Origin of the sequence: Haladaptatus sp. CMAA 1909 (genome assembly GCF_043952005.1) — an archaeon.
GTDB lineage: Archaea > Halobacteriota > Halobacteria > Halobacteriales > Haladaptataceae > Haladaptatus.
This window is the reverse complement of record NZ_JBIOAV010000001.1, coordinates 1,857,707-1,881,564: the sequence shown is the minus strand read 5'-3', so window position 1 is coordinate 1,881,564 and position 23,858 is coordinate 1,857,707. Positions and strand designations below refer to the sequence as shown.

The window sequence follows — 23,858 nt, the reverse complement described above, 5'->3', positions numbered from 1 at the left end:
CGCAAAATCGAGAGCGGAAACGCGCGAACGGCGCGAGAAAAATATCGGCACGTCGGTTCGTAGAGCCGTCACCGACGACTCGCGACCCGTTTACTCGAGGTCGAAGCGGTCGAGTTTCATCACTTTGCTCCACGCGTCGACGAAGTCGCTCACGAACTTCTCCTCGCCGTCGTCGGCACCGTAGACTTCGGAGACGGCTCGGAGTCGGGAGTTCGAACCGAAGACGAGGTCGAAGCGGGTCGCCTCCCACTCGACTTCGCCCGTCTCCCGGTCGCGAAGCTCGAAGACCCGTTCGTCCTCCGAGACCGGTTCCCACTCGTAGTCCATGCCGAGAAGGGTCCGGAAGAAGTCGTTGGTCAGTGTCCCCGGTTCGTCGGTGAAGACGCCGAGGTCGCTGTCCTCGTAGTTCGCGCCGAGCGTGCGCATGCCGCCGAGCAGCACCGTCATCTCGGACGCGGTCAGGTTCAGCAGTTCCGACTCGTCGACCAGAATCTCCTCCAACTTGCGGTCGTGCTCCCCGCCGAGGTAGTTACGGAACCCGTCGGCGTCCGGCTTGAGCACGTCGAACGATTCGACGTCGGTCTGTTCCTGCGTGGCGTCCGTCCGTCCCGGTTCGAACGGGATTTCCACGTCGTATCCGGCGTCGGCAGCCGCCTTCTCGACGGCCGCGGAGCCGCCCAGAACGATCAGGTCGGCGAGCGACACCTTCGTCCCGTCGGACTGCGAACTGTTGAAGTCCTCCTGAATCCCTTCCAAGGTCGTCAGCACGCTCTCCAACTGTTCCGGCTCGTTAACTTCCCAGCTCTTCTGCGGTTCGAGGCCGATACGCGCGCCGTTCGCGCCCCCGCGCTTGTCGCTGCCGCGGAACGTCGACGCCGACGCCCATGCGGTCTTGACCAGTTCGGAGGTGGACAGTTCGGAGTCGAGAATCTTCCCCTTGAGTTCGTCGACGTCGTCCTCTCCGATGAGGTCGTAGTCGGCTTCGGGCAGCGGGTCCTGCCATATCATTTCCTCGTCCGGGACCTCCGGACCGAGGAACCGGGACGACGGCCCGAGGTCGCGGTGGATGAGCTTGTACCACGCCTTCGCGAAGGCCTCTTGGAACGCGGCCGGGTCGTCCTGGAAACGTTCGAGGACTTCCCGGTAGTCGGGGTCCCTCTTGAGCGCGATGTCGGTCGTGAGCATCATCGGGTCGACCGACTCGTCGGAGTCGTGGGCGTCGGGGACGGTTCCCTTTGCCTCTTCGTCGACCGGTCGCCACTGCCACGCGCCGCCGGGACCCTTGTGGGCTTCCCACTCGTAGTCGAGCAGGTTGTCGATGTAGCCCATGTCCCACTGGATCGGCGCGGTGGTCCATGGCCCTTCGATGCCGCTGGTGATGGTGTCCGGACCCTTCCCTTCGCCGTGGTTGCTATCCCAGCCGAGACCCTGTTCTTCGAGGGGTGCGGCTTCGGGGTCGGGGCCGAGGTGGTCGCCGGAGTCCGCGCCGTGGACCTTTCCGAAGGTGTGGCCCCCCGCGATGAGCGCGACAGTCTCCTCGTCGTTCATCGCCATGTTTCCGAACGTCTCGCGGATGTTGTGAGCCGACCCCTCGGTGTCCGGTTCGCCCTGCGGGCCTTCCGGGTTCACGTAGATGAGGCCCATCACGGTGTTACCGAGCGGATCTTCGAGGTCGCCCTCCTCGTCGAAGCGGTCGAGGGAGGCACCTTCCCATTCATTTTCGGGACCCCAGTTGACGGCGTCGTCACCTTTGAAGGCGTCCTCGCGGCCGCCGGCGAAGCCGAACGTCTCGAATCCCATCGACTCCAGCGCGACGTTGCCGGTCAGGACGATGAGGTCGCCCCACGAGAGCGCGCGGCCGTACTTCTGCTTGACAGGCCAGAGCAGTCGGCGCGCCCTGTCGAGGTTCACGTTGTCCGGCCAGCTGTTGATGGGGGCGAGACGCTGGCGTCCGCCGGACGCGCCGCCGCGGCCGTCCCACGTGCGGTACGTCCCTGCGCTGTGCCACGCCATCCGAATGAACAGCGGCCCGTAGTGGCCGTAGTCGGCCGGCCACCAGTCCTGGGACGTCGTCATCACGTCCTCGATGTCCGCCTTCACCTCGTCGAGGTCGAGCGACTCGAACGCCTCGGCGTAGTCGAACTCCTCGTCGAGCGGTCCGACGTCACGCTCGTTCTCGTCGAGGAGTTCGACCTTCAGGTGGTCCGGCCACCAGTCGTGGTTGGACCCGAGCGTCATCGGGCGACCCCCCGAACGTCCTCGGTGTCGAACTGTGCCATCGTCTCGAAGCGATGGTAGTCCTCTCTTTCGTAATCGAATTCTCCCGTGCCGTGTTTGGGTGTGTCCTCGGACATTAACTGGCTCTCCTGTGCGTAGAAGATAAGAGGTATTGTTTATAAATTTGCCGCTTATGTTTTCCATTCCTTTCCTTCAGTTCCAAATGACGGCAGTTCAGTTCCCATCCATCAAATGATTTTTCAACATTCGTAAAAACTGTGTCGGAAAGATAGACGACTGATACGAGACCGGTGGGAGGAACGGGGCGACTCGGATGGCACGTATTCCCGTCGAGAGGTCAGCGTGACGGGGCGACGACTTCGCCGTTGCCGCGATCGGCGGCGCGTCGGGTGGACGTATCGTCGTCGAGCAGTTCGAACAGGTCGCGGAGGTCGGTGTCGGGACCGTCCTCCCGAAGCAGGTCGATGGCGCGGTCGACGTCGTCGATTCGACGCCGGGCGCGGTTGTAGCGCGTTCGAAGTTCGACGTTGGCTTCGGCGATGGCGATTTTCCCCTCGTGAATCGCCTCCCGCGACTCCCGGAGCGTCGAAACCGTTTCGCGTATCGAGGTGCGTGACATGTGCCGAACCACGTCGGGCACGAAAGTAGTCCTGCTGGTAGCGGTGGCTCCGACCCTGCTCGCGCCGGCCGGGAGAGTTTTGCCGCGCGGCGTCGTCCAGAGTTCGATGCCAGAGTACGCAAACGACGTTCTCGTTTCGGCGGATTGGGTGGAAGACCACAGGGAGGAATTCGAGAGCGACGACCCCGACTATCGACTCGTAGAGGTGAACAGTCCGGAATCGCCGGAGGGGGATTTCCCGTCGCGCTACGACGACGGACACATTCCCGGTGCGATCGGGTTGCACTGGGACGAGGACCTCTCGGACGAAACCGAGCGCGACATCCTGAAGAAAGAGGACTTCGAGGAGGTTGCGGGCGACGCCGGAATCACGGAGGACTCGACCGTCGTCTTCTACGGCGACGGACACATTCCCAACTGGTTCGCGCTGTACGCCTACTGGGAGTTCAAATACTACGGCCACGAGGACGCCCGCGTGCTGAACGGCGGGAAGGACTACTGGGTCGAAAACGACTACGAACTGACCGAGGAGGTCCCCGACCACCCGGCACAGGAGTACCACGCCCGCGGTCCCTTCGAGAGCATTCGGGCGTACAAGGACGACGTGGACAAGGCCATCGAGTCCGGCCTGCCGCTCGTGGACGTGCGCTCGCCGGAGGAGTTCACGGGCGAGATCATCGCCCCCGAAGGGTTGCAGGAGACGGCCCAGCGCGGCGGCCACATCCCCGGCGCGAGTAGCGTCCCAGTTGCACAGGTTCTCGCCGACGACGGAACGTTCAAGTCGGCCGACGAACTGCGCGAACTGTACGCCGACCACGACGTGGACGGCGAGGAGTCCATCATCGCCTACTGCCGCGTCGGCGAGCGCTCGTCCATCGAGTGGTTCGCGCTTCACGAACTGCTCGGCTTCGACGACGTGCGCAACTACGACGGGTCGTGGACCGAATGGGGGAACTTGGTCCGGGCACCCATCGAAACCGGCGAGGAGTAACTTCTTCTTCCGCCGCCCACGAATCACGACCATCTCCGACCTTCATCGACTCGTCGCGGACCTGTACGACCATTTGGAAGCGACGGCGTCCCTGCCGGTCGCTACCCGTCCGAGTCAGTACCTCGGCGAAGCACAGGCGGTCGTCGGGGACGCCAGAGGCGCACCCGAATCGGTCGTGGAAAAGCGCATCTCGCAGGCGGACGACCTGCTCTCACACGTCGAGGAAACTGGCAGCGAGGAAGCGGACGCACACGTCGAACGGGCGCGGGAGTTGGTGGACGAAGTTCTCTCCGAACTGAAGTGATCGACGCCGCATCGTCATCTCTCCGTCCCCGACCCCATGGCAACAGTTAACACACACCTGGGCGAAGCCAACGATGGGGAGGAGTGTCCGCATGACCTTGGCAACCGTTCCACGGTACGACGGCACAAAACCGACCGACAGGAGCGGGACGGCGGTGGTGATCGGAGCGGGGATGTCCGGGCTGGTTACCGCGCGGGTGCTGACCGATTGGTTCGAGGAGGTCAGGCTCATCGACCGGGATTCGTTCCCAGACGAACCGGTTGCACGGCGTGGCGTACCACAGGGACGCCAACCGCACGCGCTCATGGAGGCCGGGCGGGCGACGCTGGAGGACCTGTTTCCGGGATTCAGCGAGGACGTCGTCTCGGCCGGTGGAACGGTCCTCGATTTCTCCACCGACGTGAACTTCTACAGCGAGGGTGACTTTCTCGCCCACGGACCGAACCGCATGGAGACGATTTCCGCGAGTCGGCCGCTGTTCGAGCAGGTGGCCCGACGCCACGTCTCCGAACTCGACCGGGTGCGGGTGCGCCCGAACTGTCGGTTTACGGAGTACCTCCACGACGACGCGGTGACGACCGTCGAGGGTATCGCCGTCCGCGACGGCACTGAGCGGACGGAGTTACACGCCGATTTGGTGGTCGACGCCACCGGCCGGACGAGCAGAACGCCGAACTGGCTGGTGAGCCACGGTTACACGTCGCCGCCGCTCGATACGGTCCGTATCGACGTGACGTACAGCACGACGTTCGTCGACCGACCCCCCGACGACCTCCGGACGTATCTCGTGCCGCCGTCCTCGCCCCGCACTCGCGGTGGCATGGCCGCACCCGTTGAAGGTGACCGCTGGGTGGTGAACGTGAACGGCGTCCACGGTGACATTCCGCCGACGGATTTCGGGGAGTTCTCGGAATTCGCGGGGAGCCTTCCCATCCCCGAACTGAAGCGATTACTCGACGACCACCCGCCGGTTTCCGGGCGCATCGACCGCTATCCGTTCCCGTCAAATCGGCGATACCGCTACGAAAATCTCGACCGATTTCCCGAAGGGCTACTCGTCGTCGGTGACGCCATCGCCAGCTACAATCCGGTGTACGCGCAGGGTATGTCGGTGGCGGCGCTCGAAGCGCTGGTTCTCCACCACACCGTGTCTGCGGGCGGTTTCGACCGCCTCGCGCTCCGCTTTTTCGACCGCGCCGCGTCGGTCATCGATACCGCGTGGTTGCTGGCGGTCGGGAACGATTTCGGGTTCGAACGAACGATCGGTTCCAAACCACGCGGTACCGATGTCATCGGTCGGTATCTCTCCCGGTTGCTTCGCAAGGCGCACACCGACGACGTGCTGTCCGCCGCGTTCCTTCGAGTGATGACGATGGAGCAACCGCCCACGTCGCTGTTCCGTCCGCCCCTCGCGTGGCGCGTCCTCAAACCGACGGGATTGTCGGTCACGCAAGGACGTCATCGAGCGTGACCGCCGAACCGTGCGACGGATTCGACAGCAAGGTCTGTCGATTCGGGAGGGTTTAACACACCTCGTTACCCATACTCACAGTCATGAGCAACAGTTCAGAGAAGGACGAGTCGTTGCGAAGCAGAGAAGTGACGGAAGGACCGGAACGCGCGCCGCATCGGTCGATGTTCCGCGCGATGGGGTTCGACGACGACGACCTCTCCTCGCCGATGGTGGCGGTGGCGAACCCGGCGGCCGACATCACGCCCTGTAACGTCCACCTGGACGACGTGGCCGGGGCGGCCATCGACGGCGTGAACGAGGCGGGGGGCATGCCCATCGAGTTCGGCACCATCACGATTTCCGACGCCATCTCCATGGGGACCGAGGGGATGAAGGCCAGTCTCATCTCGCGGGAGGTCATCGCCGACAGCGTCGAACTCGTCGCCTTCGGCGAACGCGTGGACGCCCTCGTCACGGTCGCAGGGTGCGACAAGAACCTCCCCGGCATGATGATGGCGGCCATCCGTACCGACCTGCCGACCGTCTTCCTGTACGGCGGGTCGATTCTCCCCGGCAAACACGAAGGGCGGGAGGTGACGGTCCAGAACGTCTTCGAGGGCGTCGGTGCGGTGGCCCACGGCGACATGACCGAGGACGAGTTGGTCGAACTCGAACACGACGCCTGTCCCGGTGCGGGATCCTGCGGCGGGATGTTCACCGCGAACACGATGGCGACCATGAGCGAAACCCTCGGCCTCGCACCCCTCGGTTCGGCCAGTCCTCCCGCCGAATCGCCGGAACGGTACAAAGTCGCCGAAGGGGCGGGCGAACTCGTCCTGGACGCCGTCGAGAACGACCGCAAGCCGTCGGACATCCTGACGCGGGAATCGTTCGAGAACGCCATCACGATGCAGGTGGCGATGGGCGGTTCGACCAACGCCGTGCTTCACCTCCTCGCGCTCGCGGCGGAGGCCGGCATCGAACTCAACATCGACGACTTCGACGAAATATCGCGCCGGACGCCCAAAATCGCCAACCTCCAACCCGGCGGCACGCGGGTCATGAAGGACCTCCACGACGAGGGCGGTATCCCCGTCGTCCTCCGCCGACTGCTCGACGGGGGCTACATCCACGGCGACGCCATGACCGTGACGGGCCGCACCATCGAGGAGGAACTCGACCATCTCGGGAGCGAGGCGAGAAGCGCCTCGGATTCGAGCGGGCAAGGCCCGCGAGGCGGCGAGTCGGACGCCGACTTCCTCCGTCCCGTGGACGACCCGTTCCACGAGGAAGGGGCCATCAAGATCCTGAAGGGCAACCTCTCGCCCGACGGGTCGGTCCTGAAGGTCACAGGGGAGGACAAATTCCACCACAGCGGCCCGGCCCGCGTCTTCGAGAACGAGGAGGATGCGATGAAGTACGTGCAGGAAGGCGGCATCGAGTCCGGCGACGTCATTGTCATCCGAAACGAGGGGCCGCGCGGCGGCCCCGGAATGCGCGAGATGCTCGGCGTGACGGCGGCCGTCGTCGGACAGGGCCACGAGGACGACGTGGCGCTCCTCACGGACGGGCGGTTCTCCGGCGCGACCCGCGGTCCGATGGTCGGCCACGTCGCCCCGGAGGCTCGCGACGGCGGCCCAATCGCGGTAGTCGAGGACGGAGACGAAGTCACGGTCGACATTCCGAACCGCGAACTCTCCGTGGACCTCTCCGAGGAGGAACTCGACGCTCGGTTGGACGACTGGGAACCGAACGACCCGCGGTACACGTCCGGCGTCCTCGCCAAATACGGCGAAACGTTCGGCTCCGCGGCCAACGGTGCGGTGACGAATCCGGGTGCGAAGCGGGAGTAAGACGGAATTCTTTCACAAACTCTTCCAGCTTACAAACGTTCCGTTTTGCAGACTTTCCGGCGAGTGAACACGGTTCCGGTGTGGGGAGAACGCGACGAGCGAAGCTCTATCCGGGGAAACAACGGACAACAGCGACATCGATAACCGCCTGGTTCTCCCTCGATGAAAACTATATCGATTCAATATAATAGTCGTTATTCGAATTTATTTCTATATTTTGAGCCGAACCGAAGTATTTTTGCATCGTTTTTGAGTACTATTGGAGACGTATGGCAAGTATTGTCCAACAGGCATGGCGGCGCTACCGGTCTGTCGCCATCATCTACCGTATCGCGGCGGCGTTCGTCCTCGGGTCCGTCGTGGGACTCGTGGTCGGCGAACCGGCGACGAACCTCCAACCGCTCGGCGACCTCTTCGTTCGATTGTTGAAGATGGTCATCGTTCCCATCGTCGTCTTTACCCTCATCATGGCGGCGCGGAACCTCTCGCCAAAGAACCTCGGCAAGGTCGGCGGGCAGGTCATCCTCCTGTATCTCCTCACCACCGGCGTCGCCATCGCCATCGGCCTCGGCGTGGCGAACCTCATCGAACCCGGCGTCGGCTTGCACCTCAAGGACGCGCTGGCGAAACCGGCCGTCGAGACGAAGCAGGCGTCGGGACTCGCGAGCGTGCTCCTCAACATCGTCCCCGAGAACCCGTTCAGCGCGATGGCGGAGGGGAAAATCCTCGGCGTCATCTTCTTCGCGCTGGCGTTCGGTGTCGGCCTGACGGTCGTCCGCGACGAGGCCGAAGAGGGTTCGGACGTCTACAACGGCGTTCAGACGACGTTCGACGTGGTCGAGGCGGGTGCCGAAGTGATGTTCAAAATCGTCTGGGGAATCATGGAGTACGGCGTCATCGGCGTGTTCGCGCTGATGGCCGCGCTGTTCGCACAGACGGGGCCGGAGGCCATCCTCTCCCTGTTCAAGCTCTTCGCCACGCTCGCCATCGCCATCGGCCTCCAGATCTCGATCGTGTACCTCCTCGTCATCGTCCGCGGACTCGTCGGTCACTCCCCCATGGACTTCGTCCGCGGCGGGAAGGACGCCATGGTAACGGCGTTGAGCATCCGCTCGTCGAGCGGGACGCTCCCGGTCACGATGTCGAACGCGGACGAAAACCTCGGCATCGACCAGGAGGTATACAGTTTCTCCCTGCCGCTCGGCGCGACCATCAACATGGACGGAACGGCGATGTACCTCGGTATCGCCGCCATCTTCACGGCAAACGTGGTCGGGAAGACGCTCACGATCTCGGAACAGTTGAGCATCCTCGTCACGGCGCTCATCGCCAGCGTCGGAACCGCGGGCGTTCCGGGCGCGAGCATCGTCATGATGACCGTCGTGTTCACGCAGGTCGGCCTGCCGATTCAGGCCATCGCGTTCGTCCTCGGCATCGACCCGCTGCTCGACCGGATGCGGACGATGAACAACATCACCGGCGACCTCGCGGTGACGACGCTCGTGGCCAAGTGGAACGATGCCATCGACTTCGGCACCGGCGTGTGGGTCGACGACGAGAGCATCGACGCGGATGACACGCCCAACACTATCACGGGCGGCGACTAACCTCCCTTCCATGAATTCGGAACCGACGACCGAGACGACGCGGAGCGAGCGAATCGTCGAACGCGCCCGCGAGGTGATCCCGGGCGGCGCACAGACCGGACTTCGGGCGCAGGCCTACGATACGGGTGACGTCGCGTTCGAACGAGCGAAGGGGGCGACGCTGACCACGGTTGACGGCGAGGAGTACACCGATTACCACCTCGGATTCGGCCCCATCATCCTCGGACACGCATACGACCGGGTGGACGACGCCGCACGAAGCGCCATCGGTGACGGCGTCCTCTACGGCGCGGGGACGACTCCCCTCGAAGTCGAGGTGGCCGAGCGACTGACCTCCCTCCTCCCCGGCGTCGAGCAGGTCAACTTCTGCAACAGCGGGAGCGAGGCGACGTACCACGCGATTCGACTCGCACGAGCGTACACGGGTAACGAGAAAATTTTGAAGTTCGAAGGTTGCTACCACGGCTGGCACGACTACGTGGACGTGAGCGTCTACCCGCCGGAGGACGAACTCGGCGGTGGGTACCCCGAATCCGAGGGGATGCTCTCGTCCGCCGTCGAGAACACCCTCGTCGTCCCGTTCAACGATGGCGAGGCCGTGGAGGAAGTCTTCCGCGAACACGGTGACGACCTCGCGGCCGTCATCCTCGAACCCGTTCCCCACTCCGTCGGGTGCATCCTGCCACGACGGGAGTTCCTCGAAACGCTCCGCGAGGTGACCGCCGACGCCGACGTTCCGCTCGTCTTCGACGAGGTCATCACCGGTTTCCGTCACTCGCCGCACGGCGCGCAGGGCGAGTTCGGCGTCACGCCCGACCTGACCTGCGTGGCGAAAGCCCTCGGAAACGGCTATCCCGTCGCGGCGGTCGGCGGGCGAGAGGACCTGCTCGCGCAGGCGGGCGGCGACAACGAATCCGGCGTCGTCATCAGCGGGACGTACTCTGGCAACCTGCCCGGACTTGCCGCGGCGCGCGAAACCCTCGACGCCATCGTCGAGGAGGACGTACAGCGCCACGTCACCGACCTCGGTGACGAGTATCGGGACGGACTCCGGGACCTGCTCTCGGACCACGACATCGAGGGTCGGGTCGTCGGCCACAGGAGCATCTTCAGCGTCCAGTTCGGCGTGACGGGGGAACCGGAGAACTACGAGGACGTACTCGGCTTGGACGAGGGGCGGTTCCGCGAGTTCGCGGCAGGGATGCGCGAACGCGGCCACTTCTTCACGCCGAACCCGTACAAGCGACACCACCTCTCTTTCGCACACGGGGAGGCGGAACTGGCGGACTATCTCGCCGACGCCGACGACGTGTTTGGGAACCTTTGACCGGGTTCAGCACCCTTAACCGCGCCCGTCGACTACCGTTTTCCGAATGGATTCTGCGATACGAATACGCGGTCTGGAAAAGGAGTACGGGGAGGTACGGGCGCTCGATGGGGTCGACCTCGACGTTCCGAAGGGGTCGTTTTTCGGCCTGCTCGGCCCGAACGGGGCGGGTAAGACGACGTTCATCAACATCCTCGTCGGCCTCGTGAAGAAGTCCGGCGGGTCGGCGGAGGTGTTCGGCGCGGACGTCGAAGACGATTACCGCGAGGCGCGCGACCGAATCGGCCTCGCGCCACAGGAGTTCAACGTGGATCGATTCTTCCCGATTCGTGAGGTGTTGGAACACAAGGCGGGTTATCACGGGATTCCGCGGCAGGAGGCTGGAGAGCGCGCGGACGAGGTCCTCCGACGGGTCGGCATCTACGACAAGCGCGACACGCGCTTCGATTGGCTCTCCGGCGGGATGAAGCGACGATTCGTCCTCGCGCGGGCGCTCATCACCGAACCCGACCTGCTCATCCTGGACGAACCGACCGCTGGGGTGGACGTGCAGTTGCGCCACGACCTGTGGGACCTCATCACCGAACTCAACGAGGCGGGGACCACGATTCTGCTCACGACCCACTACATCGAGGAGGCCGAACGCCTCTGTGACGAAGTCGCCATCCTCGACTCGGGCGAAATCGTGGAGGTGGCGAGCCCCGAGGAACTGATGGACCGCGGTCCGGACAAGGTCACGATTTCGCTCCGCGACCCGCCGGAATCCGCGCCGCACCTGTCGGCAGGTCGTGACAGGATTCAGGACGTCGAACTGGACGGCGACGAACTCGTCGTCACTGCACCGGAAGCGGGACTGCTCGCCCCGGAACTCGTCCGCGAACTCGACCGGAAGGGGTTCGAAATCGTCCACTTCGACATCTCGCGCACGTCGCTCGAAGAGGTGTTCGTCGAGATGACGCGGGCGGACGAGAGCACGGGCGGGCGGGACGAACCGGCAGACGGGAAGCGAGCGGACAACGAACCGGCCGCGGTTACGGGCGGTGAGAAGGCGTGAGCACCGAAACCGATTCGTCCGGTCTCACCGGATTCGTCACGCTGACGCGCCGGGAAATCCTCCGATTCCTTCGTCGGCCGCGGAACACGTTCGTCCCGCCGTTCGTGACGAACGTGCTGTACTTCTCCGTGTTCGGCGTCATCCTCGGCAATCGAGTGGGGCAGATGAAATTCGGCGGCCACTCGGTCGATTACATCGTCTTCATCCTCCCCGGACTGGTCGTGTTGGGAGCCATCTCCAACGCCTTCGAGAACTCCTGTTTCTCCATCTTCCACGGCCGCTGGAACCGCTACATCGAGGAGACGCTGACCTCGCCGATGTCGTACTCGCGGATGGTCGCCTCCTACATCGTCTCGGGGGCGACGCGGGGCATCCTCGTCGGGGCGCTCATCGCCGTCCTCGGCGCGTTCTTCACGTCCGTCGGCGTCGCCCGTCCCTTCTACCTCGTCGCCTTCGCGGTCGTCATCACGCTCCTCTTCTCCAGTTTCGGCGTGATCGGCGGCCTCTGGGCCGACGACTGGGACAACCTGACGATGATGAACCAGTTCATCGTCCGTCCGCTCGTCTTCTTCGGCGGCGTGTTCTACACGCTCGGCAGTCTCAAGTCGGACCTCCTTCGGACCCTCACCCTGCTCAACCCGATGGTGTACATGGTCGACGGCGTCCGGTACGGCTTCCTCGGCGCGTCGGAACTCGACCCGAACCTCTCGCTGGCCGTGCTGACGGGACTGACGCTCGTCGTGATGGGCATCGACACGTACCTGTTCCGAAAGGGGTACGGGTTGACCGACTGAGCGGTTCGCCGAGCACACGAGTTTATTAGTAGCAGACGTTACAATAGCGGCCTGTCGTGGTCTCCCGAACCGTCTCCAACTGGTTTCCCGACCGTCCCCCGACGTGGATGGAGGTCGGCATCGTCGTTCTGTTCAGCATTTCGACGGCAATTAACCTCTACCCGTACGACGAGATCTCGTGGGCGTGGGTCGCTGTCGGTTTCGTGCTGTGCGGGTTCGGAATGGGTCCCGCCGGAACTACGAGCCTCGGAAAGCGATTCGGGCAGTGGTTTCGAGACATCGGCGTCGCCGGGCGTACGGTTGCCCTCGTGCTCTTCGCCGTCAGCGTTTGGTGGACGATGTTCACTATCGACATCCCGAGTGCGAAAATCGAGAGTTTCGTCGCGGGGATGTGTACCTCTCTCGTCGCCTTCCTTCTCGCGTACCTCGCCGACGCCGGAGAAATCGACGGCTGGAGCGCGACGTAGCGAACTACTCCCGTCGCTCGCGCCACTCGCTCAGCGGCATCGGGTCGCCATCCGGGTCGGGGTCATCGGACAGGTCCGCCAGCAGTTCCAGCGAGTTCCCGTCGGGGTCCGAGAAGTAGACCGTCGCGCTCGGCATCCACGGGTGGACGATGGGGTCCGGTTCGACGCCGAAGGCGGTACGGGGTTCGATGCCGCGGTTTTCGAGGAAGGGAAGCATCTCGTCGATTTCCTCCTCCGCCACGCGAAACGCGAAGTGGCTCCGCTGCGGGTCCTCCTTCTCCCACACGCCGAGCATCGAGCGCGGGGTCCCAGTGAAGTAGAAGGCGATTTTTCTTCCCTGTTCGTGCCGACCGAGTTCGAGGCCGAGCGTGTCGCCGTAGAAGTCCATCGATCGCTCCAAATCGGCCACGTCCACGTGCGTCTCGTACACTCCGTCGAGGAGGTCCATGCAGTCACTTCTTCGGATAGGCGAATGGTCGTTCCGGTCCGGTCACCGTTGCCCGATAGGCAGTCTGTTTCCCTTTTCGGGCGTGAAACGGCGGATTCGTATCATGTCCTCCACGTACCGAACGATGACACCGACCCCATCGTTCAGTGCAGAAAGCATTTATCGCACGCACCAATCTCCCCGACAATGATCGATTTCGGAACGATGCTCGTCGGGTTCGGTGCCATAACCCTCGGCGCGCTCGGTACTCGATTTGACTACTACTTCGCCCGAATGAGCGAGCAAGCCGACGCCATCGGAAGCACGACGCCGGTGAGCGACGTCGAACCCGCCGACTGGAAGGTCGTCACGACGCGACTCGGCTTCGGCGTGCTTGGCGCTGTCGGCGTTTTGATGGTACTCCTCGCCGCTTGGCCCTGAAGAAAGAAGACGGACGTTACAACCGCGACAGCACCGCTTCCGTCACGTCCTCGGTGGTCGCGTCGCCGCCGAGGTCCGGCGTTCGCGGGCCGTCCGACAGCACGGATTCGACCGCCCGTCGAACCGCCGCGCCCTCCTCGTGGTAGTCCAGATGCTCCAGCAGCATTGCTGCCGAGAGCATGGTCGCCGCCGGGTTGGCAACGCCCTCGCCCGCGATGTCCGGGGCGGTGCCGTGGACGGGTTCGAACAGCGCGTTGTCCGGGCCGATGTTCGCGGACGGGAGCAGGCCCAATCCACCGACCAGTCCGGCCGCGAGGTCCGAAAGCACGTCGCCGGCGAGGTTCGGACAGACGATGACGTCGAACTCCTCGGGGTGCAAGCAGAGGTTCGTCGCCAGCGCGTCCATCAGCATTTCGTCGTGCGGGATGGTGTGGACGTCCGCGACGCGGTCCACCGTGTCGCGGAACACGCCGTCCGTCTCTCGCATCACGTTCGCCTTGTGGGCGATGGTGAACGACTCCTCGTCGCGTCCCTCGACGTACTCGCACGCGAACTCGGCGAGTCGTTCGGAGGCGGATTCGGTGACGACGCGGGTCAGCGTCGCCACGTCGTCGCTCAGCCGCGATTCGTGACCCGCGTAGACGCCCTCCGTGTTCTCGCGGAGGAACACGAGGTCCGTCTCGGGTCGGAGCGCGTCGGTGCCGGGGTAGGCCCGCGCGGGGCGCACGTTGACGAACGAATCCACCACGCCGCGAAGCGGGAGGATGACCGCCGCCGCCGTCTCGCCCGCCGCGCCGAACAGCGTCGCGTCGGATTCCGCGACGAGAGCGCGTGTTTCCTCGGGAAGCGCCGTTCCCGTCTCCTCCTTCACGGCGTCGCCCGCGTGTCCGGTCACGAACTCGAAGTCCGGTTCGACGGCTTCGAGTACCTGCCGCGCCGCGGGGACGACTTCCTGCCCGATTCCGTCGCCGGGGATGACCGCGATTTGCTCGCTCATTGTTCCACGTAGGGGAGGCTCTGGGCCGTCTTTTCGATCGCAGCTTCGTTCGACTTCATCAGCGCCGTCGTGTCCCAGACGCCCTCCACGAGCGCCTGTCGCTGGGCGTCGTCCACGTTCGCGTCCACGGTGTCGCCGTCGTAGCTGACCGTCTCGTCCGCCACGTCGACCTCGATTTCGGCGTCGGGGTTCTCCTCGACGAAGTCCTGCAACGCCTCGACCGTTTCGGCGTCGGCGGTGACGGTCGGAATCCCGAGCGCGAGGCAGTTACCCGCGAAGATTTCAGCGAAGCTCTCGCCCACGATGGCGTCGATGCCCCACCGAGCGAGCGCCTGCGGCGCGTGTTCGCGCGAGGAGCCACAGCCGAAGTTGGCGTTGACGACCAGTATCGACGCGCCCTCGTGTTCGTCGCGGTTGAACGGGTGCGGTTGCGGGTCGTCGTTCTCGTCGAACCGCTGGTCGAAGAACGAAAACTGCCCCAATCCGTCGAAGGTGACGACCTTCATGAACCGGGCCGGAATTATCTGGTCCGTGTCGATGTCGTTGCCGCGGACGGCGATTCCGGTTCCGGATTCGTGCGTGACCTCCTCCGTCATGCGCTCGCCACCTCCGGCAGTTCGCGCACGTCGGTCACTTCGCCGCGGATGGCGGCGGCCGCGACCATCTCCGGACTCATGAGGACAGTCCGTCCCTCGGGACTACCCTGCCGTCCCACGAAGTTACGGTTCGAAGAGGAGGCGCTGGCCTCGTCGCCGTCGAGTTGGTCGTCGTTCATGCCGAGACACATCGAACAACCGGCACCGCGCCAGTCGAAACCGGCCTCGCGGAAGATTTCGTCCAATCCTTCCTCCTCCGCGGCGGCTTTCACGCGTTGGCTGCCGGGAACGACCATCGCCCGCACGTCGTCGTGAACCTCGCGTCCCTTCACGACCGCTGCGGCGCGTCGCAAATCCGGCAGTCGAGCGTTCGTACACGAACCCACGAACGCCACGTCGATGTCGTAGCCCGCCATCGTTTCGCCGGGTTCGACGCGCATGTGTTCCTGTGACTGTCGTGCCGTCTCCCGCTTGTCTTTCGGCAGGTCGTCGGGGTCCGGAATCGGTTCCGTGATGCCGACGCCCTGTCCGGGGGTCGTTCCCCACGTCACCATCGGTTCGAGTTCGTCGCCGTCGATGACGACTTCGTCGTCGTACGTCGCGTCCTCGTCCGAGCGCACGGACTCCCAGTAGGATTTCAGTTCCTCGAACTTCTCGGGGTCGTCGCTAAAGGCGTCAGTCTCGTGCAGGTACTCGTACGTCGTCTCGTCGGGGTTGATGTACCCCGCGCGAGCGCCGCCCTCGATGGACATGTTGCAGATGCTCATCCGGCCTTCCATGTCCAAGTTCTCGATGGCTTCGCCCGCGTACTCGTACACGTAGCCGACGCCGCCGTCGGTGCCGAGGCGGCGGATGATTTCGAGGACGATGTCCTTTGCCGAGACGCCCTCGCCGAGTTCGCCCGTGACGCGAATCCGGCGCACCTTCTGTTTTTCCATCGCGATGGTTCCGGTGGCGAGCACGTCACGAATCTGGCTCGTCCCGATACCGAACGCCAGCGCGCCGAACGCGCCGTGCGTCGCGGTGTGGCTGTCGCCGCAGACGATGGTCATGCCGGGTTGGGTCAACCCCTGCTCCGGCCCGATGACGTGAACGATGCCCTGGTCGCCCGATTTCGGGTGCGAGAAGTCGATGCCCGCCTCGCGGACGTTCTCCTCCAGTTCGGACATCATCTCCTCCGCCGCGTCGTCGGCGTACGGGCGCGACTGGTCCGCGGTCGGAACGATGTGATCTACCGTCGCGTGCGTGCGTTCCGGATACGCGACTTCCATGTCGCGCTCCTCCAGCATTCCGAACGCCTGCGGACTCGTCACCTCGTGGACGAGGTGCAGGCCGACGAACAACTGGGTCTGCCCCGTCGGCAGGTCAGTCACCCGGTGTCGGTCCCACACCTTGTCGTAGAGCGTTCCCTCGCTCATCGATACTGTACCCGGTATTCGTGGCCGCGTTCGAACACACTCGCCGAGTCACCCGCTCCCGCGGGCGGTTCGTGTTCGATGTCGGCCATCGTTTCCGATTCTTCGTCGCTCGATTCGCTCGCTCCGCCGTCCGTGGCGACCCGGCCGCGGCTGAACACCCGCGTCATCGCTCCCCGGTCGGCGTAGGGGTGGACGTGGCTTATCTCCCCCATCGTCTCCGGACCATCGCTGCTCACGGTTTCACCGTTCTCTTTTCGACGTTCCTTCGGAACATCGCTAGTCATCGGCTGTCACCCGCTCCTGTTCCGTTTCGTCGGATTCCGATTCCCCGCTTTCCGTTTCCGACCACGAGAACAGTTGGCGGAGACGGTCCCCGACCTCCTCGATTTCGTGGTTCTTCTCGGCCGTCCGCTTCTGGCGGTACGACGGGCGCCCGGCCTGATTTTCGACGATCCACTGGCGAGCGAACTCGCCGTTCTGCACCTCTTCGAGCACCTGTTCCATGTTCTCACGGGCGTGGTCGTCCACGACGACTTCCCCGCGGGTCAGACCGCCGTATTCGGCGGTGTCGGAGACCGAATCCCACATCTCGCCGAGGCCGCCCTCGTACATCAGGTCCACGATGAGCTTCATCTCGTTCAGACACTCGAAGTAGGCCATCTCGGGCGAGTACCCCGCGTCCACGAGCGTCTCGTAGCCCGCCTTGATGAGTTCCGTGACGCCGCCACAGAGGACGGCTTGCTCGCCGAACAGGTCGGTTTCCGTCTCCTCTTGGAACGAGGTTTCGACCACGCCGGCGCGGGTACAGCCGATGGCTTTCCCGTAGGCGAGCGCCTCCTCTTTCGCCTCGCCGGTCGCATCCTGATAGACCGCGAGCAGCCCCGGCGTTCCCTCGTCGGCTTGGTAGTTCCGGCGCACGAGGTGTCCCGGCGACTTCGGCGCTATCATCGTCACGTCCACGTCCTCGGACGGTTCGATCTGGCCGTAGTGGATGTTGAACCCGTGGGCGAACTGCAGGGTGTCGCCCGCTTCGAGTTCGGATTCGATGTCGGCGTACACCGCGGGTTGCACGGTGTCCGGAACGAGTACCGAGACGACCTGCGCCTCGCTCGCGGCTTCCTTCGGGGTCGCGACGCGGAGTCCGTCGTCCTCCGCCGCTTTTCGGGAGGAAGAGTCCTCGCGCAGACCGACGACCACGTCCACCCCGCTCTCCGCGAGGTTCTGTGCGTGGGCGTGGCCCTGACTGCCGTAGCCGAGTACGGCCACGGTCTTGTCGTTCAGGTAGCTATCGTCCGCGTCGTCGTCGTAGTAGATCGTCGCGTCTTGTTGATTCGTCATTGTTGGTAGTCCTCAGTTTTCGTTCGTGTTCGCCGTCTCGCTGTCTTCCGCGCTGTGCGGGTTTTCCGGCGGTTCGGTGGAATGCCCCGGTTCCTCGCCCGGCGTCGTCGGCGTGTCGCCGCGTGCCAATGCCGTCTGGCCGGTTCGTGCGATTTCGATGATGCCGAACTGGTGGAAGGCGTCCACCGCGTCGTCGATCTTCTGCTGGTCTCCAGTGATCTGTACCGTGATGGTTCGCGGCCCGGCATCTAACGTTTGGCCCTCGTACATCTGCGTGATTGCGTGCACTTCGTCGGGCTTGTCGCCGCGCACCTTCAGCAGCACCAACTCGGCGCGGACGGCGGGGTCGTCCACCTCGCCCACCTGAATGACGGGCTTGAGTTTCGCCAGTTGCTTTTCCACTTGGTCGATGCCGGATTCGGTCTCCTCGACCACGAGGGTGATACGCGCGTGGCCGTCCACCGTCGTCGGGCCGACGGTCAGGCTCTCGATGTTGAATCGCCGCCGGGAGAACAACCCGGAGACGCGCGAGAGGACGCCCGGTTCGTGTTCGACCAGCGCGGAGACGACGGCGGTCCGCCGTCGCGGCTCCGCCTCCGCTTCCGGGTCGATTCGGATACCCTGCTCGTTTCGGCGGCCGTCGGGATGCGGCCGGTCGTCGGGCGCGCTGCCGGGCATTCCCGCAGACGTGTTCCGCGCCGCTCCGTCGTCCGTGGAGTCTTCCCCGCTCATAGTTGGTCCTCCGAGAGGGCGAACTTCCCGTTCGCGCCGCCGCTCGGCACCATCGGATAGACGTTCGCGTCGGGGTCCACGTGGAAGTCGATGACCGACGGGCCGTCGTAGGCCAGCGCCTCCTCGATGGTGTCGGCCACTTCGTCGTAACAGTCCACGGCGAACCCTTTCGCGCCGAACGCTTCGGCCAGTTTGTCGAACTCCGGACACCAGTCGTACTCGGCGGCCATCCGCCGACCCTCGAAGAAGGCGTCCTGCCACTGGCGAACCATCCCGATGTACTCGTTGTTCAGGATGACGACGGTAATATCGAGATTCTCTCGAACCGCCACGGATAGCTCCTGCATCGTCATCTGGAAGGAGCCGTCGCCGTCGACACAGACGACCTGCTGGTCGTCGTCGGCCGCGAACCGAGCGCCGATCGCGGCGGGCAGACCGTAGCCCATCGTTCCCAGACCGTGACTGGACACCCACGTTCGCGGACTGCGGTACGTCCAGAACTGCGCGGCCCACATCTGGTGCTGACCGACGCCGGTCGTGACGATGGCGTCGTCGTCCGTCGCCTCGTCCAGCGCCTCGACCACGAACTGCGGTTTCAGCGGTTCGTCGTCCGGCGTGTCGTAGGTCAGCGGGAACTCCTCCTTCCACGTCGAACACTGTTCTCGCCACTCGCCCCAGTCGTCGCCCGATTGGACCGATGACACCTCCGTTTCGAGTTGTTCGAGGACCGTCCCGGCGTCGCCGACGAGCGGGTAGTCCGCGTGGACGTTCTTCGAAATCTCGGCCGGGTCGATGTCGATGTGAACGACCTCGGCCTCCGGTGCAAACGTGTCGACGCCGCCGGTCAGTCGATCGTCGAACCGACAGCCGACGGCTATCAGCACGTCACAGTGCGTGACGGCCATGTTGGCGTAGCCGGTGCCGTGCATCCCCGCCCACGACAGACAGAGGTCGTGGTCCTCGGGCATCGACCCGATGGCGGGCATAGTCGTCACCACGGGAATCCCGTGTTCGATGGAGAACTGCCGGGCCTCCTCGGAGGCCTCGCCCTTGACGACGCCGCCGCCGAACAGGAACAACGGTTTTTCGGCGCCGTTGATAGCTCTCGCCGCCGCTTCGACGGCGTCCGATTCCGCCTCCGTCTGCGGGGAGTACGTCTCGGGCGTTTCCGTCTTTCCGGTTTCGAGGCCATCCGTTTCGCCCAGCGTCGCGTCCTTCGGCAGGTCCACGAGCGTCGGACCGGGACGTCCCGTCTCGGCGAGCGCGAACGCCTCGCCGACCATGTCGCCGACGGTGTTCGGGTCGCCCGCGAAGTAGTTGTGTTTCGTGATTGGGGTGGTGACTCCCGTCGTATCCGTCTCCTGAAACGCGTCGGAGCCGACCATTCCCGAGGGAACCTGTCCCGTCAGGGCGACCATCGCGTCGGAATCCATGTTGGCGTCGGCGATGCCGGTGACGAGGTTCGTCGCGCCCGGTCCGGAGGTTGCGAGACAGACGCCCGGGGCGCCTTTGACCACGCCGTAGGCGTCCGCCGCGTGGGACGCGCCCTGTTCGTGGGCCATCGTCACGTGGTGGATGTCCGAGTCGAACAGCGCGTCGTAGACGGGCATGATAGCCCCGCCCTGCACGCCGAACATCGTTTCGACGCCCGCAGCTTCCAGCGTCGAGACGAGCGACTGTGCGCCCGTCTGTGCCTCCTTCGTAGCCGCTTCGGACGCCGCATCCGGCGCGTCCGATTCCGCTTCGGGCGTCGCCTCCATTTCTTTCTCCGTGGCCTTCGTTTCCCGCTCGTCGTCCGTCTCACGGGAAACCGGGTTGACGGTGCCTTCGCTCACGGCCCCGTCACCTCGGTTCGATTCGCGTTCATCGGTCGATACTGGTCCGCGTACGGTCGTGTGCCTGTGTCTGATTGCGGTCGTGTGCTCATCGTTTGCGCGTATGCGTCGTGCTGTTGGGAGTTCGATTCGTGCCGGTTCGGGGTGAGAAGAGGTGAGGGGTAGCTAGACCCCTACAATAATGCGTACGCGCTCCACGGCCGCAACGCTCGACAGCTGCGAACCGCGGGTCGAACGTCGTCGTGGCATCTGTGTGAACATCGTTCGTGCCGCGACACAAATAGCCCTTACGTGCCGGGCAATTCTTGCAGGGTCGTGTTGGCCGTGGCTCACGGCGGGTCGTGAAACGACGGGAGGCCATGGTTACGCCTGCGCCTCCTCGCTAGAATCGACGCCCAGTTCGCGGGCGAATCGCTGTACGTCGCTCACCGTCACGCGGTTCTTCTTCGCACCGCGGTCTTTGACCCGGCGCGTGATTTGGCGTACCTCGGAGTCAGTCGGGACGAACCCGGACTGTTGCAGGTGCTGCCGTACCGCGTGAGTTCCGGTGTGTTTGCCGAGGACGAACTCGCGGTGTGCCCCGACCATCTCCGGTTTCATCACGCCCGTCTCGAACGTGTCGCTGTTCTCGATGACGCCCGCGGCGTGAATCCCGCTCTCGTGGGCGAACGCGTTCGCCCCCACGACGGGTTTGTTCACCGGGATGTCCACCGCGCTGTACTCCGCTATCATCTCCGACAGTTCCGTGATGCGTTCCGTGTCGATTCCGGTATCGACGCCGTAGACGCTCTCGATGGCCATGACGACTTCCTCGAAGGCCGCGTTTCCGGCGCGTTCGCCGATGCCGTTGACGCTGACCTGTACTTGGTCCGCGCCCGCCTCCACGCCGGCGATGGCGTTCGCGGTGGCCATCCCGAAGTCGTCGTGCGTGTGAACGTCGATGCGCGCGTCGGTGTGGTCCCGAACATGGGAGACCAAGTCGGCGAACCGACTCGGCGTGCCGACGCCGCAGGTGTCGGGGATGTTGATCCACTCGGCACCCGCCTCGCTGACGGCGTCGACGATTTCGGCCATGTAGTCGGGGTCCGTTCGCGTCGCGTCCATCGGCGAGAACATCGGAATCGCTCCCGCTTCGGCGACGCGTTCGACCGCTTTCACGGCACGTTCCGTCACGTCCTCGCGCGTCGTGTGCATCGAATCCTCGATTTGCACGTCGCTGGTCGAAGCGAAGACGTGTACCATCTCCGCGCCGGTGTCCAGCGCGGTTTCCACGTCGCCGTCGACGATTCGTGCCAATGCACAGGTCGTCGAGCTAGTGGACTCCGCGATGTCGCGGACGGCCGCGAACTCGGCGTCGCCGTTGGCCGGGAAGCCCGCCTCGATGACGTGGGTCCCCATCTCGTCCAGCTTCGTCGCGATTTCGCGCTTTTCGTCCGGCGTAAACGAGGTGCGTGGCGTCTGCTCCCCGTCGCGGAGTGTCGTGTCGAAAATCCGAACTGAATCAATCTCGTCGGTGTGGGCTAACGTGCCCTCGAAGAACTCGACCCCCCCTGTTAGGGGTCATGTCGTTGTTTGACATTGTACTCGGTTCAATTGCCGACCTCCTATATAAGCGTGGCGCTCCGACAGGTGGTGGCAAAATTATCTCATCTTCTCGACGACAAGGGCTCGGAGAAAATCGACGGACATCGTCGGGGTGGTATGTGTTTAAGGTGGTTAAGGGCATCCGAAGTCTACCGAGGATGTCCGAAGATTCGACACCGATATCCCGCTGCTTCCGGGTCGGAATTACGGCGATAGTGCCCGATATTTCGTCGCGCGCGGCTTTCGCGCCCCGACCGGCGCACGCCCGTTTCCACGTCGTCTCATTCTTTCGTCCGCGTTGACTGTTCGACCACGTCCTCGATGAGTTCGGTTTGGATCTCCTGTAACTCCATCAGCTGTTGCCAGCGGTGGACCAGCAGATGGTCCAACTTCTCGTGGAGTTGGCGTACCTCCAACTCGGCCTTGAGGTTCACCCGGTAGTCGTGTTCGGCGTGCGTTCGGTCCAAGTTCTCCTGTCGGTTTTGGCTCATCATGATGACGGGTGCCTGAATCGCCGCCAAGAGCGACAACACGAGGTTGAGGAGGATGAACGGATACGGGTCGAACTGCACGCCGAATAGCGCCAACGCGTTGACCAGAATCCACATCCCGATGAAGACGCCGAACAGGAAGAGAAATTTCCAACTGCCGCCGAACGCCGACAGGCGGTCGGCCATTCGTTCCCCCAGCGTCAATTGTCGGTCGTACTCCTCCAGCACGTCCTCGGTTATCAACTCGCGGTTGGCGAGCGAGTCGAGGACCTCCTCTTCGTTCTCGCTCAGTTTCTCGTCGGCCCGTCGAAGCACCTCGCGACTTCGCTGGAGTCGATACCGCGACAGGTCGTCGTAGCACACCGTACTGTCGCGCGACCATTCCGGGTGTTCCCGCCGAATCAACGCGACCAGCGACGACCGTATCAGTTCCCCCGGTACCATCATTCCTTCCGGCTTTTCCTCGCCACAGACCGGACAGCGGACCGTCTCGTATCCGGTTTCGGTCGAATCCCTCTCCATCCCGTCCCGTCTTCGGCCGGAAAGCGAATAAAACGGACCGCCATTCGTCGGCCGCTACTCCAACGCCACCGCGATTTCGTTCCGGCGCATGAACGGCGGCGTCCACGGGTCGTCGTAGCGCAGGAGGAACGGGTCGCCAGTCGGCGTCAAATCGTGTGCCGAGAGCGTATCGAACAACCGTTGTCGATTCTCGGCGATTCGCTCCTCCGTCGCGTACCACGAAAACGGACGGACGGCGAGGGTTCGCGCTTCGATGTGTTCGACGGTCACGGTCTCGTCTTCCGGTTTCGGCGCTCCCTCGGCGGTGTACTCGCCGGGCAGGAAGAACGCCATCTCCATCCCGTCGCCCGACGACTCGGACGCGACGGGTGCCGTCATGGCTATCTTCTCCCGTTCGGTCGAAACGGGTGCCGTCATCTCGATTTCCGTCTCCGAACGGTTCTCTCCCTGAATGTAGCGGAACAGTCGCCGAAACGCCTCTTCCTGACTGCTCGCCGTCGTTTTGGCGACCACGGTGTCGGGGTAGCGTCGAATCTCCACGCCGTCGACGTGTAGGGCGGTCGTGTACGGCACTTGGTCGGTCGTCCGCCGGGTGTAGGCTCCCCATCCGACCCACGCGGCACCGAGCGCGGCGGCAGTCCCGAGGGCCAGTGCGGCGGACTTCGTGATGTTCCGTGCCATGAAAACGCATACGCCAGCCACGGGCAAGTAGCTACTCCCCCCGTAGTGTGGTCCGAACGGTACGGTCGCGGATGTGCGCTGGCGTCCTC

At 64.2% G+C, this 23,858-nt stretch carries 22 protein-coding genes and 1 pseudogene; 10 read left to right on the top strand and 13 right to left on the bottom strand.

What is annotated here, in order from left to right:
- Nucleotides 1–90: 90 nt before the first annotated feature.
- A complete protein-coding gene (gene katG / locus ACGYLY_RS10370; RefSeq protein WP_395281709.1) occupies nucleotides 91–2,238 on the bottom strand; it encodes a catalase/peroxidase HPI in 2,148 nt (715 codons plus the stop codon).
- A gap of 337 nt (nucleotides 2,239–2,575) precedes the next feature.
- On the bottom strand, nucleotides 2,576–2,857 hold the full coding sequence (locus ACGYLY_RS10365; protein WP_395281710.1) for a hypothetical protein: 282 nt from the start codon (nucleotides 2,855–2,857) through the stop codon (nucleotides 2,576–2,578).
- A 106-nt stretch (nucleotides 2,858–2,963) separates the two neighbouring features.
- Here ACGYLY_RS10365 and ACGYLY_RS10360 point away from each other — a divergent pair, with 106 nt between their 5' ends.
- The 9 genes from ACGYLY_RS10360 to ACGYLY_RS10320 all read left to right on the top strand — a co-directional run bounded on the left by ACGYLY_RS10360 (nucleotide 2,964) and on the right by ACGYLY_RS10320 (nucleotide 12,707).
- On the top strand, nucleotides 2,964–3,848 hold the full coding sequence (locus ACGYLY_RS10360) for a sulfurtransferase (RefSeq protein ID WP_395281711.1): 885 nt from the start codon (nucleotides 2,964–2,966) through the stop codon (nucleotides 3,846–3,848).
- A gap of 73 nt (nucleotides 3,849–3,921) precedes the next feature.
- The gene (locus ACGYLY_RS10355; protein ID WP_395281712.1) at nucleotides 3,922–4,152 is read left to right on the top strand and encodes a hypothetical protein; all 231 of its coding nucleotides are present in this window, start codon (nucleotides 3,922–3,924) and stop codon (nucleotides 4,150–4,152) included.
- A 91-nt stretch (nucleotides 4,153–4,243) separates the two neighbouring features.
- On the top strand, nucleotides 4,244–5,623 hold the full coding sequence (locus tag ACGYLY_RS10350) for an FAD-dependent oxidoreductase (RefSeq protein WP_395281713.1): 1,380 nt from the start codon (nucleotides 4,244–4,246) through the stop codon (nucleotides 5,621–5,623).
- Nucleotides 5,624–5,706: 83 nt separating this feature from the next.
- Nucleotides 5,707–7,458: a dihydroxy-acid dehydratase gene (gene ilvD / locus ACGYLY_RS10345; RefSeq protein ID WP_395281714.1), complete on the top strand. Its 1,752-nt coding sequence runs from the start codon at nucleotides 5,707–5,709 to the stop codon at nucleotides 7,456–7,458.
- A 269-nt stretch (nucleotides 7,459–7,727) separates the two neighbouring features.
- On the top strand, nucleotides 7,728–9,065 hold the full coding sequence (locus ACGYLY_RS10340; protein ID WP_395281715.1) for a dicarboxylate/amino acid:cation symporter: 1,338 nt from the start codon (nucleotides 7,728–7,730) through the stop codon (nucleotides 9,063–9,065).
- Nucleotides 9,066–9,075: 10 nt separating this feature from the next.
- Nucleotides 9,076–10,392 (top strand): aspartate aminotransferase family protein, encoded by a 1,317-nt coding sequence (locus tag ACGYLY_RS10335; RefSeq protein ID WP_395281717.1) that lies wholly within the window; start codon nucleotides 9,076–9,078, stop codon nucleotides 10,390–10,392.
- 46 nt (nucleotides 10,393–10,438) lie between these two features.
- Nucleotides 10,439–11,446 (top strand): ATP-binding cassette domain-containing protein, encoded by a 1,008-nt coding sequence (locus ACGYLY_RS10330; RefSeq protein ID WP_395281718.1) that lies wholly within the window; start codon nucleotides 10,439–10,441, stop codon nucleotides 11,444–11,446.
- Complete coding sequence (locus tag ACGYLY_RS10325) at nucleotides 11,443–12,240, top strand: ABC transporter permease (protein WP_395281720.1); 798 nt, start codon at nucleotides 11,443–11,445, stop codon at nucleotides 12,238–12,240. The genes ACGYLY_RS10330 and ACGYLY_RS10325 overlap by 4 nt, the downstream gene beginning before the upstream one ends.
- A gap of 56 nt (nucleotides 12,241–12,296) precedes the next feature.
- A complete protein-coding gene (locus ACGYLY_RS10320; RefSeq protein ID WP_395281721.1) occupies nucleotides 12,297–12,707 on the top strand; it encodes a hypothetical protein in 411 nt (136 codons plus the stop codon).
- Nucleotides 12,708–12,711: 4 nt separating this feature from the next.
- Here ACGYLY_RS10320 and ACGYLY_RS10315 read toward each other — a convergent pair whose 3' ends face one another.
- Complete coding sequence (locus ACGYLY_RS10315) at nucleotides 12,712–13,155, bottom strand: VOC family protein (RefSeq protein ID WP_395281723.1); 444 nt, start codon at nucleotides 13,153–13,155, stop codon at nucleotides 12,712–12,714.
- A 186-nt stretch (nucleotides 13,156–13,341) separates the two neighbouring features.
- On the opposite strand from ACGYLY_RS10315, the gene ACGYLY_RS10310 reads away from it, so the two are divergent.
- Nucleotides 13,342–13,575, top strand: coding sequence for a hypothetical protein (locus ACGYLY_RS10310; RefSeq protein ID WP_395281725.1), 234 nt, complete (start codon nucleotides 13,342–13,344; stop codon nucleotides 13,573–13,575).
- A 16-nt stretch (nucleotides 13,576–13,591) separates the two neighbouring features.
- Here ACGYLY_RS10310 and ACGYLY_RS10305 read toward each other — a convergent pair whose 3' ends face one another.
- The 10 genes and pseudogenes from ACGYLY_RS10305 to ACGYLY_RS10260 form a co-directional block, all read right to left on the bottom strand.
- The gene (locus tag ACGYLY_RS10305) at nucleotides 13,592–14,572 is read right to left on the bottom strand and encodes an isocitrate/isopropylmalate dehydrogenase family protein (protein WP_395281726.1); all 981 of its coding nucleotides are present in this window, start codon (nucleotides 14,570–14,572) and stop codon (nucleotides 13,592–13,594) included.
- A complete protein-coding gene (gene leuD / locus ACGYLY_RS10300; protein WP_395281727.1) occupies nucleotides 14,569–15,168 on the bottom strand; it encodes a 3-isopropylmalate dehydratase small subunit in 600 nt (199 codons plus the stop codon). The genes ACGYLY_RS10305 and leuD overlap by 4 nt, the downstream gene beginning before the upstream one ends.
- On the bottom strand, nucleotides 15,165–16,586 hold the full coding sequence (gene leuC, locus ACGYLY_RS10295; RefSeq protein WP_395281728.1) for a 3-isopropylmalate dehydratase large subunit: 1,422 nt from the start codon (nucleotides 16,584–16,586) through the stop codon (nucleotides 15,165–15,167). Before leuC ends, leuD begins: the two co-directional genes overlap by 4 nt.
- Complete coding sequence (locus ACGYLY_RS10290) at nucleotides 16,583–16,870, bottom strand: hypothetical protein (protein WP_395281729.1); 288 nt, start codon at nucleotides 16,868–16,870, stop codon at nucleotides 16,583–16,585. Before ACGYLY_RS10290 ends, leuC begins: the two co-directional genes overlap by 4 nt.
- Entirely contained in the window at nucleotides 16,863–17,924 is a 1,062-nt protein-coding gene (ilvC, locus tag ACGYLY_RS10285; protein ID WP_395281730.1) for a ketol-acid reductoisomerase, read from the bottom strand. Before ilvC ends, ACGYLY_RS10290 begins: the two co-directional genes overlap by 8 nt.
- A gap of 12 nt (nucleotides 17,925–17,936) precedes the next feature.
- Complete coding sequence (gene ilvN, locus ACGYLY_RS10280; RefSeq protein ID WP_395281731.1) at nucleotides 17,937–18,656, bottom strand: acetolactate synthase small subunit; 720 nt, start codon at nucleotides 18,654–18,656, stop codon at nucleotides 17,937–17,939.
- Nucleotides 18,653–20,416 carry a biosynthetic-type acetolactate synthase large subunit gene (gene ilvB, locus ACGYLY_RS10275; RefSeq protein ID WP_395284121.1) on the bottom strand — a complete coding sequence of 588 codons (1,764 nt, stop codon included), beginning with the start codon at nucleotides 20,414–20,416 and terminating at the stop codon, nucleotides 18,653–18,655. The genes ilvN and ilvB overlap by 4 nt, the downstream gene beginning before the upstream one ends.
- 438 nt (nucleotides 20,417–20,854) lie before the next feature.
- Nucleotides 20,855–22,084, bottom strand: a pseudogene (locus ACGYLY_RS10270) (LeuA family protein).
- 272 nt (nucleotides 22,085–22,356) lie between these two features.
- A complete protein-coding gene (locus ACGYLY_RS10265) occupies nucleotides 22,357–23,088 on the bottom strand; it encodes a DUF1003 domain-containing protein (protein WP_395281732.1) in 732 nt (243 codons plus the stop codon).
- A 54-nt stretch (nucleotides 23,089–23,142) separates the two neighbouring features.
- On the bottom strand, nucleotides 23,143–23,769 hold the full coding sequence (locus ACGYLY_RS10260) for an SOUL family heme-binding protein (RefSeq protein WP_395281733.1): 627 nt from the start codon (nucleotides 23,767–23,769) through the stop codon (nucleotides 23,143–23,145).
- Between the last annotated feature and the right edge of the window lie 89 nt (nucleotides 23,770–23,858).

Coding starts and splice junctions, on each gene's coding strand:
- ACGYLY_RS10310 (WP_395281725.1), top strand. CDS start 13,342: ATGATCGATTTCGGAACGATGCTCGTCGGGTTCGGTGCCATAACCCTC.
- ACGYLY_RS10340 (WP_395281715.1), top strand. CDS start 7,728: ATGGCAAGTATTGTCCAACAGGCATGGCGGCGCTACCGGTCTGTCGCC.
- ACGYLY_RS10260 (WP_395281733.1), bottom strand. CDS start 23,769: ATGGCACGGAACATCACGAAGTCCGCCGCACTGGCCCTCGGGACTGCC.
- ilvC (WP_395281730.1), bottom strand. CDS start 17,924: ATGACGAATCAACAAGACGCGACGATCTACTACGACGACGACGCGGAC.
- ACGYLY_RS10360 (WP_395281711.1), top strand. CDS start 2,964: ATGCCAGAGTACGCAAACGACGTTCTCGTTTCGGCGGATTGGGTGGAA.
- ilvB (WP_395284121.1), bottom strand. CDS start 20,416: ATGGAGGCGACGCCCGAAGCGGAATCGGACGCGCCGGATGCGGCGTCC.
- ACGYLY_RS10350 (WP_395281713.1), top strand. CDS start 4,244: ATGACCTTGGCAACCGTTCCACGGTACGACGGCACAAAACCGACCGAC.
- ACGYLY_RS10335 (WP_395281717.1), top strand. CDS start 9,076: ATGAATTCGGAACCGACGACCGAGACGACGCGGAGCGAGCGAATCGTC.
- ilvN (WP_395281731.1), bottom strand. CDS start 18,656: ATGAGCGGGGAAGACTCCACGGACGACGGAGCGGCGCGGAACACGTCT.
- katG (WP_395281709.1), bottom strand. CDS start 2,238: ATGACGCTCGGGTCCAACCACGACTGGTGGCCGGACCACCTGAAGGTC.
- leuD (WP_395281727.1), bottom strand. CDS start 15,168: ATGACGGAGGAGGTCACGCACGAATCCGGAACCGGAATCGCCGTCCGC.
- ACGYLY_RS10365 (WP_395281710.1), bottom strand. CDS start 2,857: ATGTCACGCACCTCGATACGCGAAACGGTTTCGACGCTCCGGGAGTCG.
- ACGYLY_RS10315 (WP_395281723.1), bottom strand. CDS start 13,155: ATGGACCTCCTCGACGGAGTGTACGAGACGCACGTGGACGTGGCCGAT.
- ACGYLY_RS10290 (WP_395281729.1), bottom strand. CDS start 16,870: ATGACTAGCGATGTTCCGAAGGAACGTCGAAAAGAGAACGGTGAAACC.
- leuC (WP_395281728.1), bottom strand. CDS start 16,586: ATGAGCGAGGGAACGCTCTACGACAAGGTGTGGGACCGACACCGGGTG.
- ilvD (WP_395281714.1), top strand. CDS start 5,707: ATGAGCAACAGTTCAGAGAAGGACGAGTCGTTGCGAAGCAGAGAAGTG.
- ACGYLY_RS10305 (WP_395281726.1), bottom strand. CDS start 14,572: ATGAGCGAGCAAATCGCGGTCATCCCCGGCGACGGAATCGGGCAGGAA.
- ACGYLY_RS10265 (WP_395281732.1), bottom strand. CDS start 23,088: ATGGAGAGGGATTCGACCGAAACCGGATACGAGACGGTCCGCTGTCCG.
- ACGYLY_RS10330 (WP_395281718.1), top strand. CDS start 10,439: ATGGATTCTGCGATACGAATACGCGGTCTGGAAAAGGAGTACGGGGAG.